Source organism: Gibbsiella dentisursi, assembly GCF_039539505.1.
GTDB lineage: Bacteria > Pseudomonadota > Gammaproteobacteria > Enterobacterales > Enterobacteriaceae > Gibbsiella > Gibbsiella quercinecans.
In genome coordinates this window covers 1,180,140-1,205,486 of the sequence record NZ_BAABDG010000002.1, presented here as the reverse complement: position 1 = coordinate 1,205,486, position 25,347 = coordinate 1,180,140, and the positions used below count along the sequence as shown (strand labels likewise).

General features: G+C 50.1%; 25 protein-coding genes and 1 pseudogene. 8 read left to right on the top strand and 18 right to left on the bottom strand.

What is annotated here, in order from left to right:
• Positions 1-24: 24 nt before the first annotated feature.
• Genes ABFX35_RS05880 through ABFX35_RS05855 form a run of 6 tightly spaced genes read right to left on the bottom strand, consistent with a single transcriptional unit; the run spans position 25 to position 5,872 of the window.
• Complete coding sequence (locus tag ABFX35_RS05880) at positions 25-978, bottom strand: N-carbamoyl-D-amino-acid hydrolase (RefSeq protein WP_279022529.1); 954 nt, start codon at positions 976-978, stop codon at positions 25-27.
• 30 nt (positions 979-1,008) lie between these two features.
• A complete protein-coding gene (locus tag ABFX35_RS05875; protein WP_346079785.1) occupies positions 1,009-2,244 on the bottom strand; it encodes a Zn-dependent hydrolase in 1,236 nt (411 codons plus the stop codon).
• Positions 2,245-2,276: 32 nt separating this feature from the next.
• Positions 2,277-3,032 carry an ABC transporter permease gene (locus ABFX35_RS05870; protein ID WP_095844830.1) on the bottom strand — a complete coding sequence of 252 codons (756 nt, stop codon included), beginning with the start codon at positions 3,030-3,032 and terminating at the stop codon, positions 2,277-2,279.
• Between the two features lie 14 nt (positions 3,033-3,046).
• Positions 3,047-3,823, bottom strand: coding sequence for an ABC transporter ATP-binding protein (locus ABFX35_RS05865; protein WP_095844831.1), 777 nt, complete (start codon positions 3,821-3,823; stop codon positions 3,047-3,049).
• Positions 3,824-3,858: 35 nt separating this feature from the next.
• Positions 3,859-4,896, bottom strand: a complete 1,038-nt coding sequence (locus ABFX35_RS05860; RefSeq protein WP_095844832.1) for an ABC transporter substrate-binding protein — start codon at positions 4,894-4,896, stop codon at positions 3,859-3,861.
• A 40-nt stretch (positions 4,897-4,936) separates the two neighbouring features.
• The gene (locus ABFX35_RS05855) at positions 4,937-5,872 is read right to left on the bottom strand and encodes a MurR/RpiR family transcriptional regulator (protein ID WP_121554651.1); all 936 of its coding nucleotides are present in this window, start codon (positions 5,870-5,872) and stop codon (positions 4,937-4,939) included.
• A gap of 42 nt (positions 5,873-5,914) precedes the next feature.
• Between ABFX35_RS05855 and ABFX35_RS05850 the strand changes: the two genes are divergently transcribed.
• Positions 5,915-6,430 carry a hypothetical protein gene (locus tag ABFX35_RS05850; protein ID WP_279022536.1) on the top strand — a complete coding sequence of 172 codons (516 nt, stop codon included), beginning with the start codon at positions 5,915-5,917 and terminating at the stop codon, positions 6,428-6,430.
• Between the two features lie 162 nt (positions 6,431-6,592).
• Here the strand turns inward: ABFX35_RS05850 and ABFX35_RS05845 are convergent, their stop codons facing one another.
• Complete coding sequence (locus ABFX35_RS05845) at positions 6,593-7,939, bottom strand: glycoside-pentoside-hexuronide (GPH):cation symporter (protein WP_346079783.1); 1,347 nt, start codon at positions 7,937-7,939, stop codon at positions 6,593-6,595.
• 363 nt (positions 7,940-8,302) lie between these two features.
• On the opposite strand from ABFX35_RS05845, the gene ABFX35_RS05840 reads away from it, so the two are divergent.
• Positions 8,303-9,769: an apiosidase-like domain-containing protein gene (locus tag ABFX35_RS05840; protein WP_121554654.1), complete on the top strand. Its 1,467-nt coding sequence runs from the start codon at positions 8,303-8,305 to the stop codon at positions 9,767-9,769.
• Positions 9,770-9,933: 164 nt separating this feature from the next.
• Here the strand turns inward: ABFX35_RS05840 and ABFX35_RS05835 are convergent, their stop codons facing one another.
• Positions 9,934-10,884: a sugar-binding transcriptional regulator gene (locus ABFX35_RS05835; RefSeq protein WP_095848873.1), complete on the bottom strand. Its 951-nt coding sequence runs from the start codon at positions 10,882-10,884 to the stop codon at positions 9,934-9,936.
• 316 nt (positions 10,885-11,200) lie between these two features.
• On the opposite strand from ABFX35_RS05835, the gene ABFX35_RS05830 reads away from it, so the two are divergent.
• The 3 genes from ABFX35_RS05830 (at position 11,201) to ABFX35_RS05820 (ending at position 14,753) form a co-directional block, all read left to right on the top strand.
• Positions 11,201-12,031 carry a transketolase gene (locus ABFX35_RS05830; protein WP_279022539.1) on the top strand — a complete coding sequence of 277 codons (831 nt, stop codon included), beginning with the start codon at positions 11,201-11,203 and terminating at the stop codon, positions 12,029-12,031.
• On the top strand, positions 12,024-12,977 hold the full coding sequence (locus ABFX35_RS05825) for a transketolase family protein (protein ID WP_346079780.1): 954 nt from the start codon (positions 12,024-12,026) through the stop codon (positions 12,975-12,977). Before ABFX35_RS05830 ends, ABFX35_RS05825 begins: the two co-directional genes overlap by 8 nt.
• A gap of 258 nt (positions 12,978-13,235) precedes the next feature.
• Complete coding sequence (locus tag ABFX35_RS05820) at positions 13,236-14,753, top strand: FGGY family carbohydrate kinase (RefSeq protein WP_346079779.1); 1,518 nt, start codon at positions 13,236-13,238, stop codon at positions 14,751-14,753.
• A 35-nt stretch (positions 14,754-14,788) separates the two neighbouring features.
• On the opposite strand, the pseudogene ABFX35_RS05815 reads toward ABFX35_RS05820, so the two are convergent.
• Positions 14,789-15,249, bottom strand: a pseudogene (locus tag ABFX35_RS05815) (isochorismatase family protein); the annotation flags it as partial.
• Positions 15,250-15,435: 186 nt separating this feature from the next.
• Between ABFX35_RS05815 and ABFX35_RS05810 the strand changes: the two are divergent.
• Positions 15,436-15,576, top strand: a complete 141-nt coding sequence (locus ABFX35_RS05810; protein ID WP_165907009.1) for a hypothetical protein — start codon at positions 15,436-15,438, stop codon at positions 15,574-15,576.
• 149 nt (positions 15,577-15,725) lie between these two features.
• Here the strand turns inward: ABFX35_RS05810 and ABFX35_RS05805 are convergent, their stop codons facing one another.
• The 5 genes from ABFX35_RS05805 to ABFX35_RS05785 are packed head-to-tail and all read right to left on the bottom strand — an operon-like array spanning position 15,726 to position 19,972.
• Positions 15,726-17,408: an alpha-glucosidase gene (locus tag ABFX35_RS05805; RefSeq protein ID WP_346079777.1), complete on the bottom strand. Its 1,683-nt coding sequence runs from the start codon at positions 17,406-17,408 to the stop codon at positions 15,726-15,728.
• A complete protein-coding gene (locus ABFX35_RS05800; RefSeq protein ID WP_279022544.1) occupies positions 17,405-17,830 on the bottom strand; it encodes a PTS sugar transporter subunit IIA in 426 nt (141 codons plus the stop codon). The genes ABFX35_RS05805 and ABFX35_RS05800 overlap by 4 nt, the downstream gene beginning before the upstream one ends.
• Positions 17,831-17,843: 13 nt before the next feature.
• Positions 17,844-18,695 (bottom strand): PTS system mannose/fructose/sorbose family transporter subunit IID, encoded by an 852-nt coding sequence (locus ABFX35_RS05795; protein ID WP_165907010.1) that lies wholly within the window; start codon positions 18,693-18,695, stop codon positions 17,844-17,846.
• On the bottom strand, positions 18,679-19,482 hold the full coding sequence (locus ABFX35_RS05790) for a PTS mannose/fructose/sorbose/N-acetylgalactosamine transporter subunit IIC (RefSeq protein ID WP_346079775.1): 804 nt from the start codon (positions 19,480-19,482) through the stop codon (positions 18,679-18,681). The genes ABFX35_RS05795 and ABFX35_RS05790 overlap by 17 nt, the downstream gene beginning before the upstream one ends.
• 13 nt (positions 19,483-19,495) lie before the next feature.
• Complete coding sequence (locus ABFX35_RS05785) at positions 19,496-19,972, bottom strand: PTS sugar transporter subunit IIB (protein ID WP_279022548.1); 477 nt, start codon at positions 19,970-19,972, stop codon at positions 19,496-19,498.
• Positions 19,973-20,293: 321 nt separating this feature from the next.
• On the opposite strand from ABFX35_RS05785, the gene ABFX35_RS05780 reads away from it, so the two are divergent.
• A complete protein-coding gene (locus ABFX35_RS05780) occupies positions 20,294-21,322 on the top strand; it encodes a LacI family DNA-binding transcriptional regulator (RefSeq protein WP_279022549.1) in 1,029 nt (342 codons plus the stop codon).
• A 100-nt stretch (positions 21,323-21,422) separates the two neighbouring features.
• Here ABFX35_RS05780 and ABFX35_RS05775 read toward each other — a convergent pair whose 3' ends face one another.
• The 3 genes from ABFX35_RS05775 to ABFX35_RS05765 form a co-directional block, all read right to left on the bottom strand.
• Positions 21,423-21,590 carry a hypothetical protein gene (locus ABFX35_RS05775; RefSeq protein WP_346079773.1) on the bottom strand — a complete coding sequence of 56 codons (168 nt, stop codon included), beginning with the start codon at positions 21,588-21,590 and terminating at the stop codon, positions 21,423-21,425.
• Positions 21,591-21,651: 61 nt separating this feature from the next.
• Positions 21,652-22,314, bottom strand: coding sequence for a dihydrodipicolinate synthase family protein (locus ABFX35_RS05770; protein ID WP_346079771.1), 663 nt, complete (start codon positions 22,312-22,314; stop codon positions 21,652-21,654).
• Positions 22,315-22,377: 63 nt separating this feature from the next.
• Positions 22,378-23,268, bottom strand: coding sequence for a DMT family transporter (locus tag ABFX35_RS05765; protein WP_346079770.1), 891 nt, complete (start codon positions 23,266-23,268; stop codon positions 22,378-22,380).
• Positions 23,269-23,371: 103 nt separating this feature from the next.
• Here ABFX35_RS05765 and ABFX35_RS05760 point away from each other — a divergent pair, with 103 nt between their 5' ends.
• Positions 23,372-24,706, top strand: a complete 1,335-nt coding sequence (locus ABFX35_RS05760; RefSeq protein WP_346079768.1) for an aminotransferase-like domain-containing protein — start codon at positions 23,372-23,374, stop codon at positions 24,704-24,706.
• 82 nt (positions 24,707-24,788) lie between these two features.
• Here ABFX35_RS05760 and ABFX35_RS05755 read toward each other — a convergent pair whose 3' ends face one another.
• Positions 24,789-25,346, bottom strand: coding sequence for a histidine phosphatase family protein (locus ABFX35_RS05755; protein ID WP_346079766.1), 558 nt, complete (start codon positions 25,344-25,346; stop codon positions 24,789-24,791).
• Between the last annotated feature and the right edge of the window lies 1 nt (position 25,347).

Genomic DNA, 25,347 nt, shown 5'->3' with positions numbered 1-25,347 from the left:
CTTTCTCTTCTGCCATGACTAACCTCATTTGCAACGTGGGTTGCCATCTGCCAGAAGCGCTTCACCCTTGAGCATGGTAATAGGGCCGTACGCATTGGGCTGGCGATGCAAGTCGAAATTAAACGTGGTGCGTTTATAGATCTGGCAGAAATCGAGATCGCAGTGTGCGATCGCCACCTCATCGCCTTTGGTGACGCAACTGGCCACCACCTCGCCAGAAGGCGCAATAATGCAACTGCCGCCGATATGCTCCACGCCCTCTTCCGTGCCGGCTTTGGCCACGCCGACAACCCAGGTGCCGTTCTGATAAGCGCCTGCCTGCATGGAAAGCTGATTATGAAACAGCGACAGGTCATCATGCTCCGGCGCAGGGGCGTTGTGCACCGGGGTGTTATAGCCGATCAACACCATTTCCACGCCCTGTAGCCCCATAACGCGGTAGGTTTCGCACCAGCGGCGATCATTACAAATCGCCATGCCAAACCGGCCGTCAAAGGCGTCAAATACCGGAAACTCACTGCCCGGCGTGAAATAACGTTTCTCCAGATGCTGAAACTCACGCCAAGGTTCATATTCACGGTGCCCCGGCAGGTGTACTTTGTGGTATTTGCCGACGATGTCACCGTTTTTAGCCACCAGAATCGAGGTGTTAAAACGTCGTTTTTTGCCCTGTTCCACGCTCAGTTCGGCGTAGCCCAGACAAAAACCCACCTGTAATTCACGCGCCAGATCGAACAGCGGCTGCGTCTCGTTTCCCGGCATGGCCGTTTCGCACCAACCGTCCAACTGCGCTTCATCTTCGATATACCAGCGTGGGAAAAAGGTGGTGAGCGCCAGCTCAGGATAAACAATCAGGTCTGCTCCCAGTTGGTGAGCTTCCCGCATCAGGCTCATCAACCGCGCCACCACGGCGGCACGGGAATCCTTTTTATTGACCGGCCCTAACTGGCCAATAGCAACATTGACATAACGCGCCATGTGTATTTTCTCCTCTAAATGCATTCGGTATCAGGCACGGTCGGCGCGCTGTATCACCACGCCTAGCAGAACGTTCGCACCCGCGATCAAATCCTGCGGTGCCGTAAACTCCTGAATGTTGTGGCTTAGCCCCGCCCGGCTTGGCACAAAGATCATCCCTGCCGGGCAGATAGCCGCCATGATTTGCGCATCATGCCCAGCGCCGCTCGGCATGCGGCGGGACGGTAAACCGCGTTCGCGCACCTGTTCCGCAATCAGCGCTACCATGTCCGGTGCAAACCGGGTCGGTTCGAAACGAGCCAGCGTTTTGCGTGACAGCGCTACCCCTTCCTCTTCTGCCGCCTGTGCGGCAAAGGCCCATAGGTCCTGTTCTGCCTGGCGCAGTACCTGCGCATCGGTATTGCGTAAATCCACCGTCAAGGTCACGATTTCGGGGATTACGTTGACCAGATTAGGGTGGAACACCGCGTGCCCGACGGTTACCACCTGATCGCCGCCCAGTTCTTGCGCCAATTGACGGGCGAAAACGCCAATGCGCGCAGCTACATACCCGGCATCTCGGCGCAAACGCATCGGCGTGGTGCCCGCATGATTGGAAACACCTTGCAATTGGAATTCGGTCCAAGAGATGCCTTGCACACCCTCCACCACCCCAATGGTAAGCCCTTCTTCATCCAGCACCGGTCCTTGCTCGATGTGTAGTTCGACATAGCTGTCCACACGGTTGTTACCGACCGGAGCCGGGCCGTCATAGCCGATTTTCCGTAGCGCTTCGCCCACGGTAACGCCGTCGATACCGCGCGATTCCAACGCGGCTTCCAGTGACAGCCCGCCCTGATACACCTGGCTGCCCATCATGTCCGGTTGAAAACGTGAACCTTCTTCGTTGGTAAAAAAGGCGACGGCAAGGGGCCGACGCAGGCGCAACCCCGCATCTTTCAACGTGGCAATCACCTCTAGTCCAGACAGCACACCGTAGTTGCCGTCATAAAGTCCGCCCGTCGCCACGGTATCAATATGCGAGCCCATCATCACCGGCGGTGCATCGGTTAAGCCGGCGTAGATGCCAACGGTATTGCCAATAGCATCTATCGTGATATCCAGCCCCAACGCCTGCATGCGCGCAACGGCCCAATCCCGTCCCTGCCTGTCTTCATCGCTGAGCGCCAGACGGCACACGCCACCCTGTGGCAACGCCCCAATCGCGCCCAGTTCATATAGCGACGCCATCAGGCGTTCGCCATTAATGTGTAAATCGCTCGTCATAGCATATCTGTCCTCATTTTGGCTGGGCCGTATCAGCGATGCGCCCAGTGCGTCATCCGTTTTTCAACAAAGGCGAAGATCTCGTACATCACCACGCCCATCGCACCGATCACGATCAAACCGGCGAACACCAACGCCATATTCATGTTGGAACTTGCAGACATCATCAGATAGCCAATGCCCAGGTTGGAGGCCACCGTTTCTGAAATGACCGAGCCAACAAACGCCAGCGTGATCGCCACTTTCAATGAGGCAAAGAAGTAAGGCAGCGAACGGGGCAACCCGACCTTTTTCAGAATGTCGATACGCGAAGCGCCCAGTGAACGCAGCACGTCCTCCATCTCCGGCTCCACGGTGGCAAGCCCGGTGGCCACATTGACCACTACCGGAAAAAAGGAAATGAGGAAGGCGGTGGCAATAGCCGGCACGGTGCCAATGCCGAACCACACCACCAGCACCGGGACAAAAGCCACTTTAGGGATAGAATTAAACCCCACCAGCAGCGGGTATACGGATTTATACACCAGCGTCGAGGCGCCCACGGCCACCCCCAACACCAGGCCGAAGGCAACCGCCAGCACAAAGCCCACCAGCGTGGTATAAAGCGTCTGTAATGAATGGGCGGCTATAGGGCGCCAGTCAGCTATCAATGAACGACCTACATCGCTCAATGAGGGAAACAGGTAGCTGGGAACATTAAGCCCCACCACCACGACCTGCCAGACAACCCCGAGCAGGACCAACAAAGCCCAGGGGGCAATCTTGATTAACGTATGGCGAGATATCACGATTGGCTCTCCATTTATGCATGATGCTGGGAAGAAATGTGTTCACGCAGTTCGAGCACATAGCGAGAAAAGGCATCGGTGTAGGCCACCTGAAGATCGCGTGGACGTGGTATCTCGATCTCCCGGCGCGCAATAATCCGCCCTGGACGCGCACTCATCACGTACACGGTATCGGCCAGAAATACGGCTTCACGCAGATCGTGTGTGACCAGCACCACGGTGAAAGGCGCTTCCTGCCACAGATCTCGGACCATGCACCACAGCTCCTCACGGGTGAATGCATCCAGCGCGCCGAACGGTTCATCCAACATCAGCAAACGCGGTTTATGGATCAGCGCGCGACAAATAGAGGCACGCTGTTGCATGCCGCCGGACAGTTCCCACGGGAATTTGTCTTCATACCCCTCTAGCCCAACGCGTTTGAGCAACGCACGTGCTTGCTCTTCATACTCGCGCCCTTTTTTACGCCGCGTAGAGCGGTAGGGCTCCACGATCTCCATTGGCAGCATGACGTTTTGCAGCGTAGTGCGCCACGGCAGTAAGTTAGAAGCCTGAAACGCCATTCCGACGCATTTCTGCGGCCCCGACACTTCACGCTTATTGACGAAAACGTAGCCCTTGCTTGGCGCGATCAGCCCCGAGGTCAACTTCATGAACGTCGATTTACCACAGCCGGAAGGGCCGACCAGCGCCACGAATTCATTTTCATTGATACTGAAATTAATATCCTTTATGGCCAGCTGTTCGCTGTTGTAAGCCAGGCTGACATTCTCGAATTTAACGAAGCTCATTTATCACCACCTGAAATCATGCTGCCTTGAAGAAATTACCGCACTGCGCGATCTGCCGGCGCCGGTAACAACGCGCTGGTGAACAACACGTCAGCCTTAGGCGTCTCTTTCAAATCGAAGGCGGCAACCACATCGGCGATGGCTTTGTTCAAACGTTGGGCGTCCACATCGCCCAAGCCGTTTTTCCTGGTCTCCGGCGTCACAACAAGTTGGCCAAACGCCAGCTCCAGGCGGCGGGTTTCCAGCGGCAGGTCAATCAATGAATCCTGCTGTTTGACAAATTTGGCTGCGCTGATGGGATCGGCGAGCGTTTCTTGCACGGCTTTATTAAAGGCACGCAAGAAGGCCTTGATGGTATCCGGGTGTTTTTCCAACATCTCTTTGCTGGCAATAATGGTGTTGCCGTACAGATCGACGCCATATTGCGCATACGGGAAGACAACCAGATCGTCCGCCTTGACCCCGCGCGCTTCCAGATTCAGCAAATTGGTAAAATAGAAACCGGAAATGGCATCGACGTTTTTACGCACCAGCAGGTTGGCGGTAACGGTAGGATCCGCGGATTGCCAGGTGACCGCATCCTTGTTTAGCCCCACTTTTCTTGCGAAAGCCGGCCAGGCTTTGCGCGCCGCATCGAATACAGGGGCAGCGATCGTTTTGCCCTGCAAATCTGCCGGCGTTTTCACCCCAGAACTTTTCAGCAGGAACACGGCGGCCGGAGTGACGTTATACAACATGTAAACACCTTTGATCCCAGTGCCGGGATGCAGAGATTCCTGTTCGATCAATGCGTTAAAATCAGCAAATGCCATGTCATAGGCACCCGTTGCCACACGGGTCACCGCCCCGGCGGAACCGTTGCCCGAGTCAATCTGTACGTCCAGCCCTTCCTGAGCGAAATAGCCCTTGGCCTTGGCCATTAAAAATGGGGCCGATGGGCCTTCAAAACGCCAATCGAGCGAAAATTTCACCTTGACGGGATCTGCCGCATAGGCCTGTGTGGCTAATACGGATAGAGACAGTAGCGCCGAACAACCCAATTTGTGCATTTTTGCGAATGTGGATGTCAACATCACGAATGTCCTCGATTTAGAAAGTCAATGTGTAACAGGATTAACCACGGTTTTTGTCGTCCGCCGATGAGCGCGGAGCAAGCTGATACAGGTCGCCAATCTGCTGATGAATATCCTCCATGCGTTGCATGCGTTGGCTTGCCTTCTCGGAACAACAGGCCGCCAGCTCGTTGCCGATAAAATTGACCATGCTGATGGCGGCTGTGTAGGAATCAAAAATATCGCTGTATTTTGCGGCGCAGGGGATGACCACATCAGCCAGCGCGCAGACGTCAGAAACAAGGGTGTTGCTGAGCACCACAATGCGCGCCTGATAATTTTTCGCCACCCGCACCAGGTGTGGGAGCAACTGGATCTGGCGAGGGAAATCCACGACGAACAGCACGTCCGTCGCGCGGATATCGGCCAGCACATCGGCAAATTTTGCAGCGGGATCGTTCACCAGTTGCACGTCATTCAATACGTGCGAAAACAGCGATTGAGCGTAGAAAGCAGGCGCATAGCTATTGCGAAAGCCCAGAACCCAAACGCGCCGCGCATCACGCAACAATTGCACCGCTCGTTCCAGCTCTTCTGACAGGCTATCGCGCTGCATGCCCGCCAGATTTTCGCGTTCCCGCTCAATATGAACATCAAGCCGTTCGTGTATCGTCATCGGGTGTGGCGTGCGCTGTTCCAGATTGGTGAGCGGCGAATAGCCCATCGGTTCAATACCACGGCACTTCATACGAAATTGGTTGAAATCCTGAAAACCAAGGCGCCGAAATACGCGTGCAGCCGTGGATTTGGAAACACTAGCCAACTGTGCCAACTCCGTCGCGCTGTAACTCGCCAGCTGATACTGATGCGCAAGAATGACATCCACCAACTTCTTCTCCGCCGGCGATAAAGCGCCGTAGTTCAGGCGGATGGCGGTTTGTAACTCACTTAATACACTTGTGTGTTCTTCTGGTGTGGATAGCGCGTTATTCATCATGCCCTCTGTCTACGTGATACTTAGCGTTGCGTGGTGCAATCTGTGCCACGAAATGGCACAAGTGTTTTATTAATTAATAATCAAAGAAACACCTGTACCAACATTAAGCAAAGCGTGGGCCAAACCCATACTGACAAAAAGGATTTTTTTATTAACTTGATAAATAATGCTTTTATTCTTTTACGCGAAAGGAAAAATACGCATGGCGAAGCGGAAAGGAAGACAACAAAACAATTATGGTGCAAATTCCGCGCGCAGCGCACCACAATGAAGCTCAAGGAGCAGCGAGGAAACCACACTAAACCAAGCCATTTTACTGATTCCTGGCTAACGGCAACGTTTATCTGCGGGGATGAAGCGCCATGTCGCCGGAGGTTGATCGCTGAGATCTGTCTGGCCACACGGCGGCAAGTTGAAAGGCGCACCGGTGCTGCTGAGCCCGAATATATTCAAACTAATATTATCAGGCCGCACACTCAGCAGGGCAGTGAACATGAGGAACAGCATGGAAACCGCACAAAAATGGGCCACGTCACGATTCGGCCCATTTATTGTTGACTGAAAACCACGTCCTGTGGGTATGGGCATCAGTGGACTTTGGCTCTGCCTTATTATTTTTGGATTTAAATCTAACAGTACGGGTGAAACCTCTTTTAGGTCTCTGAGTACATTCCCATGGGGCACGATAAAATTCGCCTTCATAGAAAGCGAATTTTTACGTTATTTCGCAACGGCTTCAGCCATTACTGGGGGTTTTTTATCATCGAGCTTAAACATAAACAACAAACCGAAAGTGATCAGATGGAAAATCGCAGGCACGCCCGCAATCAGCCACAGGATAGCCTGCATTGAATCTTCGGATACCGCCTGGCCGGCCTGATAGCCACTGGCCGACAACACCAGGCCGACCATCCCACCGGCCAGCGCCAGCCCGACTTTCATCGAAAAAAGCGTACCGGCGGCGATCACGCCGGACATTTTAACCCCGGTTTTCGCCTCGCAGTAATCCGCGCAATCCGAGGGCAATGCCCAGATGACGATAGAGCCCATTTCAGCCATCAACACGGAAACCACCAACAGCACGCAGGCCAGCTCTGTTTGTTGCGGATTGACAAAAAAGAGACACAGTGCTGCGATACCGCCACCGATATGAGCAAATTTTAACGTGCCTAATTTCGACAGCGTTCCGCGTTTGATCAATTGAATCGCGATCATCGGTGCAATAATGCCGGCAATCGCCGTTGTGGATAACAAGCCAGACACAAAAACATCGCCGCGCCCCAGAAAATATTTAACAAAATAAATGGTGACGCTGCCTTTAATGACAAAAGCAATTGAGCTCGTTACCTGAGTCAGGAAATAAACCACCACCGGTTTGGTTTTCAGCATAATGCCGATTTGCCTGATAAACGACATTTTCGCTTCAGAGAGCGCGTACTGATAGCGCTCTTTGGTGCCCCAAAAACATAACAGCATAAACACCGTCGCCAGCACGGCAATGAAACTCATTGCCACCATATAGGCCCGCGCCTCATTGGTTTTGCCGTACCAGGCAACAAACATCGGCACAATGGTGGAACAAATTAAAAAAGCCATTTTCGCCAGCGGAAAACGCCAGGAATTGGCGCTTAGGCGCTCCATCGGATCGGCGGTTAATGTCGTCAACAGCGCGACATATGGCACAACCGTTGAGGCATACATCAGAATTAAAAAAAGGTATGTCAGCGTCGCGTAAATCAGTTTTCCCGTCGGCGAGAAATCCGGCGCCAGAAACACTAACAAGCAGGAGACACCATAAGGAACCGCCAGATATAAAAGGAATGGCCGATAAGAGCCATGCCTGGTTCGGGTTCTGTCGGCAATGTTGCCGATGAAAGGATCAAAAAAGGCGTCCACCAAGCGTGCAACGATAAACAATATCCCCATAGCCGCTGCGGAAATGCCCAGAACATCCGTATAAAAATACGGTAAAAACATCATCGTCATACCAAGAAAAATATTGGCCGAAGAGTCACCAAGGCCGTAGCAAACCTTTTCTTTAATCGTCAATTTTGATTGTGCATCCATAGCTTACTCACTCCAGAATAAATATTCAACCATGAATTAAGATTCCATGAAGTTTAATCCCATATATTTTTAATTGGCAAGTAGAGAAATGTCACACTGTTAGCGTCATCACAACCCATCCTGAAATAATTAATAAAAACAAAATAAAATCAATAATATAAATAAAATATCATTTATTTAAACCGTTTTTAATCATTATTTATTTACGTAACCCGTAATAGTTAGTTGAATAAAGTGAGTATATTTTTTTGTGATCGAATGCGCAAAAAATGACCTTTCCTGTGGAATGCTATCCTTTGCATCTTTATTATTAAAAATAAATAATCACAACAGAATATATATTCATAAATAAAAGGTGAGTCTATGCATAAGAAAGTCAGCCAATGGCAACGGTTTGAAAGACAATTTTCAATAAACGCCGCCCCAAGCCATTTTACTGATTCCTGGCTAACGGCAACGTTTATCTGTGAGGATGAAGCACACACGGTATATGGCTTCTACAACGATAACGGTGAATTTATCCTGCGCTTTATGCCAGACAAGGCGGGCGACTGGCATTACACACTGTCATCCAACCTGCCGGCTCTGAATGGTCAACAAGGTGAATTTACCTGCGTGGTCGATCCGCAGGAAAAAGGCCCGGTCAGGCGCGATGGCGACTGGCATTTTCATCGTGCCGACGGAACGCCTTGGTATCCCTTCGGCACCACTGCCTATGTCTGGAATTACCAGAGCGAGGCCGTGCAGGCGGAAACTTACGCGTCTCTCGCCGCCAGCCCGTTCAACAAAATCCGCATGTGCGTGTTTCCCAAACATTATCGCTACAACCTAGCCGAACCCAAGCATTTCCCCTTTCCAGGCAATATCGAAATAGGTTTCGACTATTCTCGCTTTGACGTCGATTTTTTCGCAGAGCTGGAAAAACAAATCGCGACGCTGGCGGAAATGGAAATTGAGGTCGATCTCATCATCTTCCATCCCTATGACCGTTGGGGCTTCAGCGCCATGCCGCCGGAGGTTGATCGCCGATATCTGCGTTATCTGGTCGCACGGTTGGCATCGTTTAAAAATATCTGGTGGTCGCTGGCTAACGAATTCGATCTGTTACATGACAAAACCATGGCGTTTTGGGATGAAGCCATTGCCCAAATCCGTCGCGAAGATCCTTCCAATCACCTGATATCCATTCATAACTGGCATAACCCACCGATTCATTATCGTTCCAACGCGCACTGGTACGATCATCACAATCCGGCTTTAACCCACGCCAGTATCCAACACCATGACATGCATTTTGTCCCCGAATGGCGAGAAACGTTTAAGAAACCGATCGTGATTGATGAATGTTGTTATGAGGGCAACGTCGATCTTGGCTGGGGGAATATTACTGCGCAAAAAATGGTCGCTCAATTCTGGCACGGCGTATGTCTGGGCGGCTATGTCACTCACGGCGAAACCTTTCTTAGCGATGATGACATCATCTGGTGGTCACACGGCGGCAAGCTGAAAGGCGAAAGCGTGGCACGTATTGCTTTTTTGCGGCAAATTCTCGAAGAAGGGCAGGCCAAACGTTTAGCGCCGCAGCCATGGGACTGCCATTGGGATAGCTCAATGGGCATCAGCGATGGCAACTGGGGGTTGTTCTATTTTGGCGAATATTGCCCAGGCTATAAAATGATGACTATGCTAGCAGAAAACACGCAGTGGAAAGCCGACATCATCGATACCTGGGCGATGACCATCACCCCAGTGCCCGGCGTGCTCCAACACGGCGATAAGTTGGATTTGCCCGGCAAACCCTGGATAGCCCTGCGCCTGCAGCGCGTTTAGTGTATCCGGCAGCCCGGTAATCCCCTCATTACCGGGCTGCCAGCTACCGGGCTGCCAGCCGCTAGGCGCTTCATTGGCCCACGGGCAACGGCAAAGGGCATATAGACAAACACACCGCAACGCCAGCGCGCTTATAAAGAACAATCATTTTAAAAAGATAAAAATCATTCTTTGATCAGTGAACGGGCCGTTGGATAATCGGTTATCAAAACATCGATATAATCGCCCTGGAGCGCGCCGCGAATCGCGTTGCTTTTTTCCACGCCCCCGGCTAATGCAATCACATGTTGGCAACTGTGAATTTGCGCCAGCTCCATACCGATAACCGGATCTTCATCAGCGCTTAATACCGGTTTGCCGCTGGCATCGTAGTAATGTAAACAGATATCCCCTACCGCACCGCGTTCGGCCAGCAGTTGGAGCATCTCTTCGTTGTAGTAGTTACCGGAGTTTTTCAATAACTGCGAGGGTTCCAGCACCCCAATACCGACAATCGCCACATCCACTTGCGCGAATTTGTCCACCACGGCCGCCACATCCGGGCTATTAACCAGCCGGGTTCGTTCATCAACGGAATGTTCAATACTTTGCGAGGGCAGTAACCATGCCGGGCAAGCGAGATGCGCCGCCAGTTGCTGGGTGAGGATCGTTGCCTGAACGTTGCCGTTTGGCCCAACGCCGCCTAAAAGCTGAATAACCCCCGCCGCATGAATGTTCTGCGGGTGCATTTCATCCACCATGCAGCGAATCGTACCGCTCCAGGAGGAGATCCCAACCAGATCTTCCGGGCGTAAACGTGTTTCAACATAATGCGCAGCTGCGCTGCCAATGGCACGCTTGATTTGCTCACTGCCGGCATTATCCCCCACGTCCACAACGACCGCCTGGCGAATCCCAAAGCGTTGTTCAATGGCCTTTTCCAGCTCGACAAATATATTGGTCGGTTGTACGACGGTGATTTTCACCAGCCCTTCTTTCTGGCAACGCGTCAACGCTCTTGAGACAAAAGATTGCGACAGGTGCAGTAATGAAGCTATCTCCGACTGTTTTTTGTTCTCGCTGTAGTAAAGTGTGGCGATCTTCACCAGCAAACGCTGTTCATCCTGTTTCGACATGGCATTCCCCTTGGATTCTTGTTTGTTATTTTTATTCATCGCTGAATAGATAACAAGCGCGTATCCCTTCCACCTCTTTATTCAAATGTGATCGTTTTCTCCTTTTTTAGAAAATTGCCGGTACAAGTCGTGGACAAACCCGGCAACAGAGCCTATCTTATCTCTATGAATAATAAATCAGTAGTGAATATATATTCAGAGCGATACGCAATCACCTGTTCTGTCAGCGTGTTAGCAATATCAGAACAGCCGAGGCTCTTTTTTCACCCTGATTGAATATTTATTCATAATGGCATTTACATTCAAGAGGTGTTCTATGAATCCGTTTTCGCTCTCCATCGCGGCGTTAGAAAAGAAAGCACGATCGATCCGCCGCCGTATCATTGTGTTAAACGCTGAAAGCCCTGCCGGTGGGCACACTGGCGCAGACCTGTCGCAGGTTGAACTGCTTACTGCGCTCTATTTCCGCATCCTTAACTGCTCGCCGCAACTGCAAAACAGTGAAGAGCGGGATATTTACATCCAGTCCAAAGGGCATGCCGTGGGCGGTTATTATTGCGTTCTGGCAGAAGCGGGATTTATCCCAACAGATTGGCTCGCCACTTATCAGCATGCCGACTCGCACTTGCCGGGGCACCCGGTGCGCCACAAAACGCCGGGCATTGAATTAAATACCGGCGCATTGGGCCACGGGCTGCCCGTTGCAGTTGGTATCGCGCTGGCGGCCAAACGCGATAACAGCCAGCGCCGTGTCTTCGTCGTGACCGGCGATGGCGAACTGGCGGAAGGCAGCAACTGGGAAGCCGCGCTGGTCGCCGCCCATTATCAGTTGGATAACCTCATCATTATTAATGATAAAAATAACCTTCAGTTGGCAGGCCCAACCAAAGACATTATGAATACCGATCCGCTAGATGAAAAATGGCGCGCTTTTGGTATGGAAGTCACTGAATGTAAAGGGAATGATATGGCCGACGTGGTCAATACGCTGGAAGGTCTGCAACCCAATGGCAAGCCACACGTCATTATCGCGCATACCACCAAGGGCGCAGGCGTTTCCTTTATACAAGGGCGCCCCGAATGGCACCACCGCGTACCAAAAGGCGAAGAGATTGAACTGGCGCTGGAGGAACTGAAAGATGAGTAATAACGCACATCTCGCCGATGTCATGGTGAATGCATTTATTGATGCCGTTGAGCGCGGCGTGGATCTGGTGCCGGTAGTGGCCGATTCAACATCAACCGCCAAAATATCGCCGTTTATCAAGCAATATCCAGAGCGCCTGGTTAACGTCGGCATTGCCGAACAAGCGTTGGTCGGCACCGCCGCGGGGCTGGCGCTGGGCGGTAAAGTTGCCGTCACCTGTAATGCCGCGCCCTTTTTAATCTCCCGCGCCAACGAACAAATTAAAGTTGATGTCTGCTACAACAACACCAACGTAAAACTGTTTGGCCTCAACGCTGGCGCCAGCTACGGGCCACTGGCCAGCACGCACCACAGTATTGATGATATTTCCGTCATGCGCGGCTTTGGCAACATTGAAATATACGCGCCGTCCAGCCCGCTGGAATGCCGGCAGATTATCGATTACGCGCTGGCGCACGTTGGCCCGGTATATATCCGTCTTGATGGGAAAGCGCTGCCTGAACTGCACGATGAAAACTACCAGTTTACGCCAGGCCAGATTGACGTCCTGCGCCAGGGCCACGATGTCGCATTGGTCGCCATGGGCTCAACCGTGCACGAAATCGTCACCGCGGCGGCACAACTGGCGGAGCACGGTATTGAAGCCACGGTGATCAATGTGCCTTCCCTTCGCCCATGCAATACCGCGCAACTGCTGGAAATCCTCAAACCGCATCAGGCCGTGGTCAGCGTAGAAGAGCATAACATTAACGGCGGCGTCGGCAGCCTGGTAGCAGAAGTTCTTGCCGAGGCGGGTTGCGCAATTCCATTACGCCGCCTGGGCATTGCGAACGGCGGGTATGCCATCGCCGGCGATCGTGCGACAACGCGCGCCCATCATGAAATAGATGCCGCCGGCATCGTGAAAAATGCCACCGCCCTGCTTCAGGCGCAGGCAAAAAAATAACAAGATTACCCGATGACGATAGGTTCAGGTTTTGACCTCCAGCGAGCATCTTGGCCTGCCGAGCAAGGCACCGTTGACAGGGCAATCATCCAAGGGCGGATTGAGGCGAGACAAACAGGGATGTTTGTCGTAACCGGGTCTCCGGCCCTGACAATTATACACAATCGCCACTGAATATATATTCATTAAAAACATCAAGGGCGACAGCCAGCGAAGCTGACTGACATTAACAATTCAAATATGATTTGGAGAAAACCTATGTCAGCTGTAAAAAATATTATTATTGCCCTTGATGAGGGAACCACAAACGCCAAAGCCGTGGCCCTGGACGGCGAAGGTAACGTCTTGTGTAAATTCTCGCAGGCATTATCGATCCAAACCCCACGCGAAGGATGGATAGAGCAATCAGGAGAGATGCTGATCGCGGCATCAACGAAAGTCATTGCCCAGGCGATTGATTTTGTCGGTTCAGAAAGAGTGGCCGCACTGGCCATCAGCAACCAGCGTGAAACGGCCATTGGCTGGTATCGCGGCAATGGCAAGCCGCTAAACGCGGCAATAACCTGGCAATGTTCCAGAACCTCAGAGTATTGCGAGAGCATTCGTAAAGATCAGCTCGAAAAAAATATAAAATCCGCCACCGGCCTCCCCGTCGCCCCGCTATTTTCAGGTTCCAAGATGCGCTGGCTACTGGATTCGATACCGAATGGTTACTCGCTTGCCGCAAAAGGCGAAATTTGCCTTGGTACCATTGATGCCTGGCTACTCTGGAACTTGACCGGAGGGAAATCTTTTTACTGCGATTATTCTAACGCCTCAAGAACCCAGCTACTGAATATTCATACCGGTAAATGGGATCCTGAAATGCTCTCCATTTTTCAGATCCCGGAAGCTGCATTACCTGAAGTAAAACCCTCCAGCAGCCATTTTGGCGTTACCAAAGGATTAAGCGGCATTCCTGACAATATCCCCGTGCTTGCGATGATCGGCGATTCTCATGCCGCTTTATTTGGCCATGCCTTAGGGGAACTCGGTTGTGTTAAAGCCACCTATGGCACCGGTTCCTCTGTCATGGCGCCGGTTAAATCCGCTCAGTGTGATATTGATTCGCTTGCAACCACTATCGCCTGGCATGATGGCAATGAAATCGTCTATGGCCTTGAAGGCAATATCCCACATACTGGCGATGCCGTGGCATGGATGGCAGACAGCACGGGGTTAAGCGAACTCCCCGCCGATGAATTATCACACGAATTAAGCACGTTGCCGGCTTCCGTCGAATCGACGATGGGGGTCTATTTCGTTCCCGCGCTCACGGGCCTTGGGGCACCCTGGTGGGACGAGAACGCTAGGGGGTTAATTTGCGGCTTAAGCCGGGGGATAAAACGGGCGCATCTGATTCGCGCTGCACTGGAATCCATCACCTACCAAATTGCCGATGTCGTCATCGCGATGCGTCAGCATTCAGATTTTACCCTGAATGCACTGATGGTTGATGGCGGACCAACAAAAAATGACTGGTTAATGCAATACCAGGCAGATCTGCTCGGCTGCCCGGTAATGCGCAGCGATATTGCTGAACTTTCTGCCATTGGCGCCGCACTGTTGGCCAGAAAAGCCCTTGATGGTTCAACGTCTGACGAGCTTCGCCCTTTACTTTCTCAACATACTCAGTTTCGTCCGAATATGGAACGCCATGGGCGTTTACAAAAGCGCTGGTGTGAATGGCAGAACGCCGTGGAACGCACACTCTGGAAATCAGTATTAAATAAATAACACACAAAGGACATAAACATGATAGCTATAGCAGGATTCCCCGGAATACTCAGCGCCGCCCACACCTCATTATGCTGACCAATCAGCTGTGGCGCCGTCGCATAAATTCGGTTTGAGGTTGTATGAGCGTCGGAAGCGACGGTAATGGCATAACCTTGGCTGGCGCCGACTTTTATTGTCGTATCTAAACAATAATCCGTCGCGCAGCCGCAGATTACGAAGTTATTGGTGCCCAGTTGGCTAAGTATACATCTGTCAGTTTCGTGTTCCAGAAGGCATCACACGCCGTTTTATTAACATAAATCGCCCCATTCGGCTGTTCAAGCTCCGGCAAAATTTGCCATAACTCGCTGCCTTCGACCATTTCGCCTTCAATATGTTGAATAAATATCGTCCGACCCGCCGCTGCTATCAGCTGATTGATCAAATTAGCTTTACCTTCCCGGTCATGGCGCGGCGTAGCGAATACGCCGTTTTGCATATCAACAACGATCATAGCTTCATTTTATACGCTTTCCCATCGGTTACACCCAAACAGAGAATCTATTTTATCCCCTTCCTACTTCAAGTTGCAGGTGTGTTCCACGTAGGGCATTTGTTTGCCAGGATACTGCCTAAAGCGGACCAGGCTCTACGCAATGCCGTGCAATTACTGAATGACGCATTCCCCGCTGAATCATAGATGAAACGTCAATATTTCAAACAGCCGGAAGCGGCAACGCCGCAGGATATTAGCGCCGCCTTAGCGGGTATTTTTGCGGTGCTGATAGCGTCTCTTTCTGCATTGAACAACAAGCTGGTCGACATTCTGTCGACCAGCTAAATTTTTAGCTACCTGGCGCTGGCAACCTGCAAAATTCATCGGTAAAACACCCCATCGTGAGCCCGCAGAATGAACGCCACCACCCTATTATTCCTTTTCGGGCAGATGCGCATCTGCTGCGACAAATCACTCACCGTTCGGGAGAAGACTCACATTATACAATGATAAATCAGTGCCTCGTATGGCCGTAACTCCAATTTCTGAACAAGCAATTCTTGAGAACCTGCGTAGTTTGATAACAGCAGTTTTGCACTGTGTGTTAACAAATGTTCAGGTAATATATAATTCACCTTATTCTCAGAGAAAGAGCAGATAACAACCAGCATCTCTTTCCCCAACACCCTGATATAGCCGTAAACATCAGAATCCGTATCATTTATTAATTCATACCTGCCATCCACGACAACAGGATACTTTTTCCTGATCTTTATTAATTCCTTATAATGATAAAAAACAGAGTTTTCATCATTCAAAGCATCCTTGACATTGATAAACGCATTATCAGGAGAAAAATTTATCCAGGGTTCCCCGGTCGTAAAGCCCGATTTTTCAGTCGCATCCCAAGGCATGGGGACGCGGGCATTGTCTCGTGATTTTAAATAAATTGCCTTTTTTATATAATCATCATCAAGACCGGCATTTTTAAACGTTTCGTAAACAGATAATGTCTCAATGTCCTTATATTTTTCTATAGCGTCTATAGGAACATTACGCATTGCCAGCTCTTCCCCCTGGTAAATATAGGGAGTCCCTTTCATCATATGTAATAATGTCGCTAGCATCTTGGCCGACGCTGTTCTGAACTGCCCATCATTCCCAAATCGGGTTACCGCACGGGGCTGATCATGATTACTCCAGTACAATGAATTCCAACCAGCATCAAGCTTTTGTTGCCATTCAGTCATTGTGGCTCTGAGATCGCTCATTTTGAAACGAACATCAGAAAATTTGCCATATTTACCATAGTCCAGATGCATGTGGTCAAACTGGAAAATCATATTGAGCTCTTTACGCTCTGGTAAAGTGTATAATAACGCTTGTGTACTGTTTGTGTTAGGCGTCTCGCCAACAGTTATACAACGGTACTGACTCAATACTTCATGGTGCATTTCCTGTAGAAATTCATGGACACGTGGGCCATTGGACGCACCGGTGTAGTATGACTTACTATAGATGGCATCGCTGGGTGCATCAGGATAATCGGGCCTTTTACTGATTAGACTGATTACGTCCATCCGGAAGCCGTCAATACCCATATCCAGCCAGTACTTCATTATCCTGTAGACTTCTTTTCTTACTGCCGGATTTTCCCAGTTTAAGTCTGGTTGTTCTTTAGCAAAAAGATGCAGGTAATATTGATTCCGCTCGGGTACATACTCCCAAGCGGAACCGCCAAAAGTCGCACCCCAATTGGTGGGGGGAGAACCCTCTTCTGCAGGGTCCTTCCATATATAAAAATCTGCGTACGGATTAGATTTGCTTTTTCTGGATTCCTGAAACCAATAATGCTGGTCACTGGTGTGATTGACTACCAGGTCCATGATGATTTTTATATTCAGGTCATGTGCAGCTTTTAGTAATTGCTTAAAAGTAGCCAACGAGCCAAAAATTGGATTGATATTATAATAATCAGAAATATCATAGCCATTATCAATGAGAGGTGACTCATAGATAGGGTTAAGCCAAATAACATCGGCACCTAATTCACTGATATAAGGTAACTTTTCAACCACCCCCGCTAAATCACCGATGCCATCACCATTTGAGTCTTTGAAGCTTTGAGGATATACCTGATATACAACGCATTGTTTCCACCAGCGCTCACTCATCATTCATCCCCTTCATCATTAGCAGGTGCTGTAGCGACAAAATCATTCACATAAATAAGTTGCTCCCTGGCCTCATTAACGGCCTCTCTGATTGCATCCCGGTCAATAAACCCCTCATTAAGGTCAAACAAAATTGACATAATAACCGGTAAGTTAACCCCGGTAATGATATGCAAGTTATCGTTGTTAAGATACCGGGCAAATGCTTGATTAACAGAGCCTCCTAACATATCTGTAAAGACAATGACTTCATCTTCCTGAAAGTTAACGTCCGCAAGTACAGATAAGATCTCTTCATCAATAGGCTTATTTGTTAAATACGCGGAAATAGCGATAATATCCGCAGTATCTGGCAGCACGTATTTTACCGTATCTTTCATGCCTTCAGCCAGCCGATGATGTGTGGCAATGATTATTTTCCTCATTTTCATCTTCTCTTTAAACTTTCAAAATGCCAAAATATGAGAGCAGTAACGCCACTCCAATCACAAGAAATATAATGTTCATTATGCTGATTTTTTTAGATGATATTAGTTTAAATACAACTAATGTTAATGCCGCTGGGATAAGCGATGGCATAATCTTATCTAAGATTTCAGACTGAATCGGTAATGATATTTCTCCGGAAGTAAAGGTTAGCCCCACGTTAACTTTCACAACGGCTGGAATTAAGGCCCCAACGACCGTCAACCCCATTATTGATGCCGCTTCGGTAAATATAGTCAGCTTATTCCCTAAGGCGGTCACGAGCTTCAACCCGGAGCTATATCCGATATGAAATAGTTTGAAGCGGAACACAAGAAATATCATGTTGAGACAAAGCCAGATCACCGCACCAACCGGGCTGCCTTCCAGCCCCATATATGCAGCAATAGACCCCATAATCGTAGGGTACAAAACCCAAATGAGCGTATCGCCCACACCAGCCAGAGGCCCCATCATGCCGGTTTTAAAAGCCTGGACGGCATTTAAAGACGACCGCCCATCCTTTTCTTCCATAGCTAAACTTGCACCGAGTAAAAGGTTAGCCATCCAGGTGGTAGTGTTAAAGTATTTAAAATGATTATTCAGTGATGCAATATAATCTTCATCATTACGATGAATTTTTCTTAGTGCCTTTTGTAAACCATACACAACAGCAGGACCTTGCTGTGTCTGATAGTTGAATATATTGCACGCCATAAACATATATCTTAACGCAGCTTTGTTAATATCTTTTTTTGTTAAGACAATTTCTTTTCTTTCAGCACTTTCTGAATCTGAATTGCATTGACTATTCATCAAAGTCATCGCCTCCCTCTGCCGGAGTTGTCTTTAGATTAGCTGACTGTTGATCGGGTTCAGCCATTTTTTGAGTAAAGTAATAATATGCAAATGCAAAACCAAGTACCGAAATACCCAGTATCGGTAACTTCAGATACGCTGAGACAACAAACCCAATCAGCAGCATACTTAAATACTTTTTCACAGGCATTACCTGAAGAAGTAGCGCGATACCTACAACAGGCAATAGATTGCCTGCTATCGACAACCCATCAGTAAACCATTGGGGAACGATTGATAAAATCATTGTGACGATCGTGTCACCAAAAATAACGCATAATGCAGCCGGGATGGCAGTAGATAATCCGAAGATTAACGGCCCTATCCAGAGTATCATATTCATTTTACGATATTTTTTATTGTTGGCAGCTTTTTGGGCAGCATTTGCTACGTAGGTATTCAGCAACTTTGCCAGTACATCCAGTTGGATCCCCAACATACCCACGGGCACGCCTACCGCTAAAGCGATGGCCTTTGCTTCATCAATGTTGCTTGTGGATTTCATCGCCACATAAATGCCAACCAGCGTTGCCAGGCCCCAGTTTGGAACAGACGAACCGCCTATATTCGCCACACCCAACGACATCAATTGAAAAGTACCGCCAATCATCATGGCAGTTGTCATATCTCCCAGTATTAGGCCTGAAAAGAAAGAAACCATTATTGGGAACCAAGTGCTCAGGCATAACCCTTGTTGGTCGATAACAATCCAGAAAGCTAAAGCCACTATTAATACGGCCTGTATGATGTCCATTTACTCACCTTTGCTATTTAATATAGGCTTCTAATGGTTCTTCTGCATCATTTGGCACAAAATGAAAAGTTACCGGTATGCCAAGTGAAGATAACTTCTTCAAATCTTCGACTTCTTTAGGACTGACGGAAACCATTTTCTTCAATGTGGTTTTACCCTCGCCATCAAATATAATACCTATATTAATTTTAGGAATTTTTACACCACCCTCAACCAGTCGCAATAATGTTTCAGGCGTGTTCACAATAAGAAATACGTTATGCCCATCATATTTCCCGCTTTTAAAATTATTTATCGCGGTGGTTGTGTCTATAATTGACATATTGGTACCCACCGGTTTACTCATCCGCATAACTTCTTTTTGCGTTTCATCCTGGCTGATTTCATCATCTACGACCATCAACCTTTTTGCTTTTGTAAAACCAGTCCATTGCGTCACAACGATGCCGTGAATCAAACGCTGATCAATTCTTGCCAGAACAACACTCATAATTTCCCCTTAGTAATCAATCTGTTTTCTTGTATTTATGCAAACTGATGCAATATTAATGCAACCGCTTGCATTGGATAATAATAGCTATCCAACCTTGGTAAAGTGAATTGTTTAAGGAATGTGATTTTACTCACATAAATGGTGGGTAGTTGATGCGTTTCAGTGTGGTAGAGACAAACAGGGTGTTTGGAGTGCGCTTTCGTATGTTATTGTTTTTATATGGTTATATGCTAACTTTACTTTTTTAATAAGTTTGTTAAGCTTGATCGTTTAACCCATTGTTGTTGAGCTGGATATCTTTTTAGGGGAACGATTTAAATGGCAATCACGATTAAGGATGTCGCGCTCAAGGCCGGTGTAGCCACATCGACAGTATCCAGAGTGATCAACGATAGCGCCAATATCTCAGAAAAAACGAAAGAAAGAGTTAACAGGATTATGCAGGATTTGGGTTACACCCCTAATTCAACGGCGCGAAGCTTAGGAAAAGGGAAAGCAAATACCATTGCGATAATCTTGCCACCGTTAAAATCAAGAGAAGAAATGAGTATCCCTTTCTTTCTCGAGTTTATTGAATCAGTAAATACCGAGGCCCAGAAATTTGGGCTATCAGTGGCTTTGGCCGTGTCAAAAAATTTTGATGAGCTGTTATTGAATGTAAAAAGGATGCATGATCAGAAACAGGTTGACGGTTTTATTCTATTTTATTCAAATATAGAGGATCCTGTCATTGAGTATTTGCACAAAAATAAATTCAATTTCACGTTGACAGGTATGCCATGTAAAAATGAAGATAGCATTACCTATGTGGATAATGATAACCAGTTATTAGGCAAGCATGCGACAGATTACCTCATAAAAAATGGTCATAAAAAGATCCTTTTCATCACAAACAGAATAAAAGAAAATGTTCATTTTGAACGATATTTTGGTTATCAAAAAGCCTTGCTGATGCAAGATCTTATCCCTTTTGATGCAATTGACATTGAAAAACCCCAAGATTTAGAAAACATTGGCAGTATTCTAAAGGAAACCAAAGCTACTGCTGTAGTTATTATTGAAGATCTCCTTGCGTTTAAAGTCATCAAACATCTGGAATATATTGGTTACGCTGTCCCACAGAATATATCCGTCATTAGTTTTAACAATACAATATTCTCTACATTATCTCATCCATACATTACAACTATAGATATAAATGTTGATTTATTGGCAAAATATAGTTTGAAACATCTTGTGGAACAGATAAACGGAAAGAAATCTCATGGAATGAAATTCGTTGTGCCCCACCGGATTGTAGAAAATGAATCTGTTGCAAAATTATCAGATAATAAACAAGAAAAATAACCAGAACGTTAATGTTATTTCTTGTGCACTTTTAGCGCACGGGAATACGCCCGCTGGGCGATGCAGCAACCGGCAAAAGCATTTACAACAAAACCTGCCATCAGGCCAGAAAATGCAGCGATTCCAGCGTCTGTTGCAACGCATCTCGCTCTTTGCCGCTCAATGTTTGTAGCGGAAACGGCAGACACGGCATCGGTACAATCCTCAGGATCTCCGCCACTGTAGCGATCACCCGCAGGCTACCGTGGCGGCGATAATATGCCCACAATGTGCCAACGCCACATCCAACTGATGCGTTTCACTCTCATCCTTGCGTAATGCCGCTTCTGTCAGGCGCAAGGCGTAGTGCGGGAAAAGACCCCGAGCACGGAGTACCAAACATCGCAGCCAGCAATTAACCCTGCCGCAGAGTGGGCATCGCCGCTGATCCCGATAGTGACACCGTCAGAAACGCCCGCTTTTAGCCTTCTGACGCGTTCCGTGGCCGCATCGCGATCGGCCGGGAGGCTGCCGAGCTTAATCGAGCCGATAGCGTTGAGCCTGGATAGCGCAATCAGCAGCTCATCCGTAAATTCAAACCGGGTCGTCGCCACGTTGTCATAGATACAAAGTGGAACGGACAGTTCGCGACTCACACGCTCATACAGCGAGAAGACTTCGTCACGGGTCAACGGTTGATAGGAAACCGGGGCCAGAAGCACACCGCTCACGCCGGCCTTCTGGGCATCCTCCGCCAGCCTTAGCACCTCTTCCGCGCTGACACTGCCAATGCTGGTTATCACCGGGATCCCCGCTGCCGCGCTGACCGCCTGTTGCGTCGTATGAAATCGTTGCTCGCGCGTCAGATAGGCATAGCTGCCCGTTGAGCCGAGCGCCCCGATGGAATCCACCCCGGCACCGGCCAGATTTTCGATCAGCGCAAGAAACGATTTTTCATTAACCTCACCACCGACCAACGGTGTGAGCGGAAAAGCACTAAGACCTTTAAACATCGTTGATTCCTGTAAAAGTAGCGAGAATGCGCGCCATTGTACGGCACGGTAAAGATCGGTGAGCTAACGCGCAAAGTTGCGCGATCCGATCACGCACAGAATAACGCCGAGCGTGATGGCCAGCATCAGGGGGCTGACGGTTTCGTGCAATAATGTGGCGGACAATGCAAGCCCGAAGAACGGCTGCAGCAGTTGTAATTGGCCTACGGCGGCGATACCACCGGCGGCAAGCCCTTTGTACCAGAAGATGAAACCGATCAGCATGCTGAAGAGAGACACATAGCCCAACGCAAGCCATGCGGAAGTACCGATGGCGCTGAAAGACGCAGGCAGCGTAATAAACACGGCTATCAGCATAAATGGCAGCGAAATAATCAGCGCCCAACTGATGACCTGCCAACCGCCTAACTGGCGGGTCAGTTTGGCACCTTCGGCATAACCCAGACCACAGGCGATAACCGCTGCGAGCATCAACAGCTCCCCCGTCAGTGAGACCGAGGCACTTTGCGAAAGTGCGAATCCCACCACCAGAAGGCTGCCGAGCACAGAAAACAGCCAGAAAGCGGCACGCGGACGTTCTCCGCCGCGAAGCACACCAAAGATCGCCGTCGTGAGCGGCAACAATCCCAGAAAGACAATGGAGTGTGCAGCGGTGATATGCTGCAACGCCATCGCCGTCAGCAGTGGAAATCCAATGATCACGCCCAGTGAGACAATCAGCAGTGGGCCAATCTGCGCCGGATACGGGCGCTTCTCGCGAAAACCAAAGATCAGCATGACCGCAAAAACGCCAGCGATAGCGGCCCGCAGGAAAGTCAGAAAGAAGGGATCCATATCAAGTACGGCAATACGGGTTGCCGGCAGCGAACCGCTAAAAATCAGCACGCCCAGTAAGCCATTAAGCCAACCGGATAGCGCTCCCGGCACTGTTTTATCTACCACTGAATTAACCACGCTTACCTCACTGTATCTGTATGCATGAAGATTTGAGCTATCAACGGGCCGATGTTAATCTGCTCAATCTAATACAATCAAATTATTGTCATGGATACATTTCATGAAGGCACGCTATAAAGCCATCGTCGATAACTACGCGCAGGCCATCCGCTCTGGGCAGATTCCGGCAGGCACCCGGCTGCCCACCCACCGGCGGCTGGCGTGCGAAGCGCACATATCGCTGGCGACAGCGACCCGCGTCTATGCCGAGTTAGAAGCCATGGGGCTAGTCAGCGGCGAAACCGGGCGAGGAACGTTTGTCCGGGAAATTTCGTTGCCAATGGGGCACGGTGTGGATCAACACGCCGTAGCGACCGACGTATTGGATTTGAACTTCAACTACCCCTCTCTGCCCGGCCAGGGGGAATTGCTGCGCGATGCTCTCCGGCAAGTCTCGACCGTGGGCGATATTGAATCACATCTGCGCTATCAGCCTCATGCCGGGCGGCAGGCGGAACGGGAGATTATCGCCCGTCATTTTGCCGGCAATGGCTTTGTGCCAAAGGCCGAAAATGTACTGATCGTCAATGGTGCCCAGCATGGGCTTGCCATCACTGTGATGGGGCTTCTCAAGCCCGGCGATGTGGTGGCGGTTGATGCACTGACTTATCCCGGTTTTAAAGCGCTTGCAGCGCTCTATCATCTTGAGCTGATTGCCATCCCATACAACACCGAAGGCCCGGATTTGGGTGCGCTCCGCCAACTTTGTCTAAAACGCCATGTTCGTGCGCTTTACACCATGCCCACGCTGCACAATCCACTGGGCTGGGTGCTCAATCACGGGCAGCGGAAGGAACTGGCAAACATTGCCCGCCAGCATGACCTGCTCATCATAGAAGATGCTGCGTATGCGTATTTAATCGGGCGCCCACCACCCCCCGTGGCTTTTTATGCGCCGGAAAGAACCGTCTATGTCACCGGTTTTTCGAAAAATATCGCCACTGGATTACGTGTGGGTAGCGTGATCTGCCCAAATCAATATCGGCCGGCGCTTGAGCGGGCAATAAGGGCAACCACCTGGAATACGCCTTCCCTCATGACGGCCCTGGTCTGCGGTTGGATCCAGGATGGCACCGTGGCGCGGTTTGAAACGCTCAAAAGGCGCGACGCTCACCGGCGCCAGGTTGTGGCGAGAGAAAGCCTCGGCGCACTCCCCTGTATCGCCCACCCGGTTTCGTATTTTCTTTGGCTCCCGCTCGCGGAAGACAGCAGAGCCGACCGCGTGGTTCGGAAATTAATGAACAGCCACATTTCAGTCTCGACCGCCGAGCCCTTCACTACCGCCGCGAACGTGCCGCAGGCGATACGGATTGCGCTGGGATCCGTCTCCATCGACAACCTGCGCACGGCGCTTTTGCAGGTCAGACAGGCCATTGAGTTTGAGCAATACCGCTGATGCCGATGCGCCGTCACCGGCCGCGTACACAGGCGACACCGTAAAAAATCAATCGCCCACCTAGGGAGCGGCTCAGCAGGCGCTAATCAACGCGCCGGCCCAGTTGGCATAGCTGCCAGCGGCGGCCGTCGCTACTCAGCTCACTGATACTCAGCGGATGAATATCAAGCCGTGCGAGCGCCTGAACCGGCGCGCCGAGCAAACCGACCGCTATGGCGCGGATCACGGCGGCGGGAACCACCGCGCAGTGCCGGCCGCCGGCATTCATCCGCTGCGCCAGCCACCTGTCGCAGCGCGCGATCAACTGCCCGGCCGACTCGCCGCCCGGCGGCGCGCCCCCCTCCAACCAGGCCGCAAAATGGTGGCTATCCTCGGCCATCACCTGCATCAACGGCAACCCCGCCCAGGCACCGTAATCACAGTCCCTTAGGGCTTCGTCTACGTTGGCGTGCAACCCTAGCGCCTGGGCGGTTTGCCGGGCGGCCAACTGGGGCGCACACCACACCACCTGATACGCCGCCTGCGGCAGATGCTGTATCTGCGGCGGCACCTGCGCCGCCAGCGGTTCATCCAGGGGAAACCGCGAACGCCTGGCCGCGGCGGTTTCCCCCTGGCATATCAGGGTCAGTAATGTCGGCATC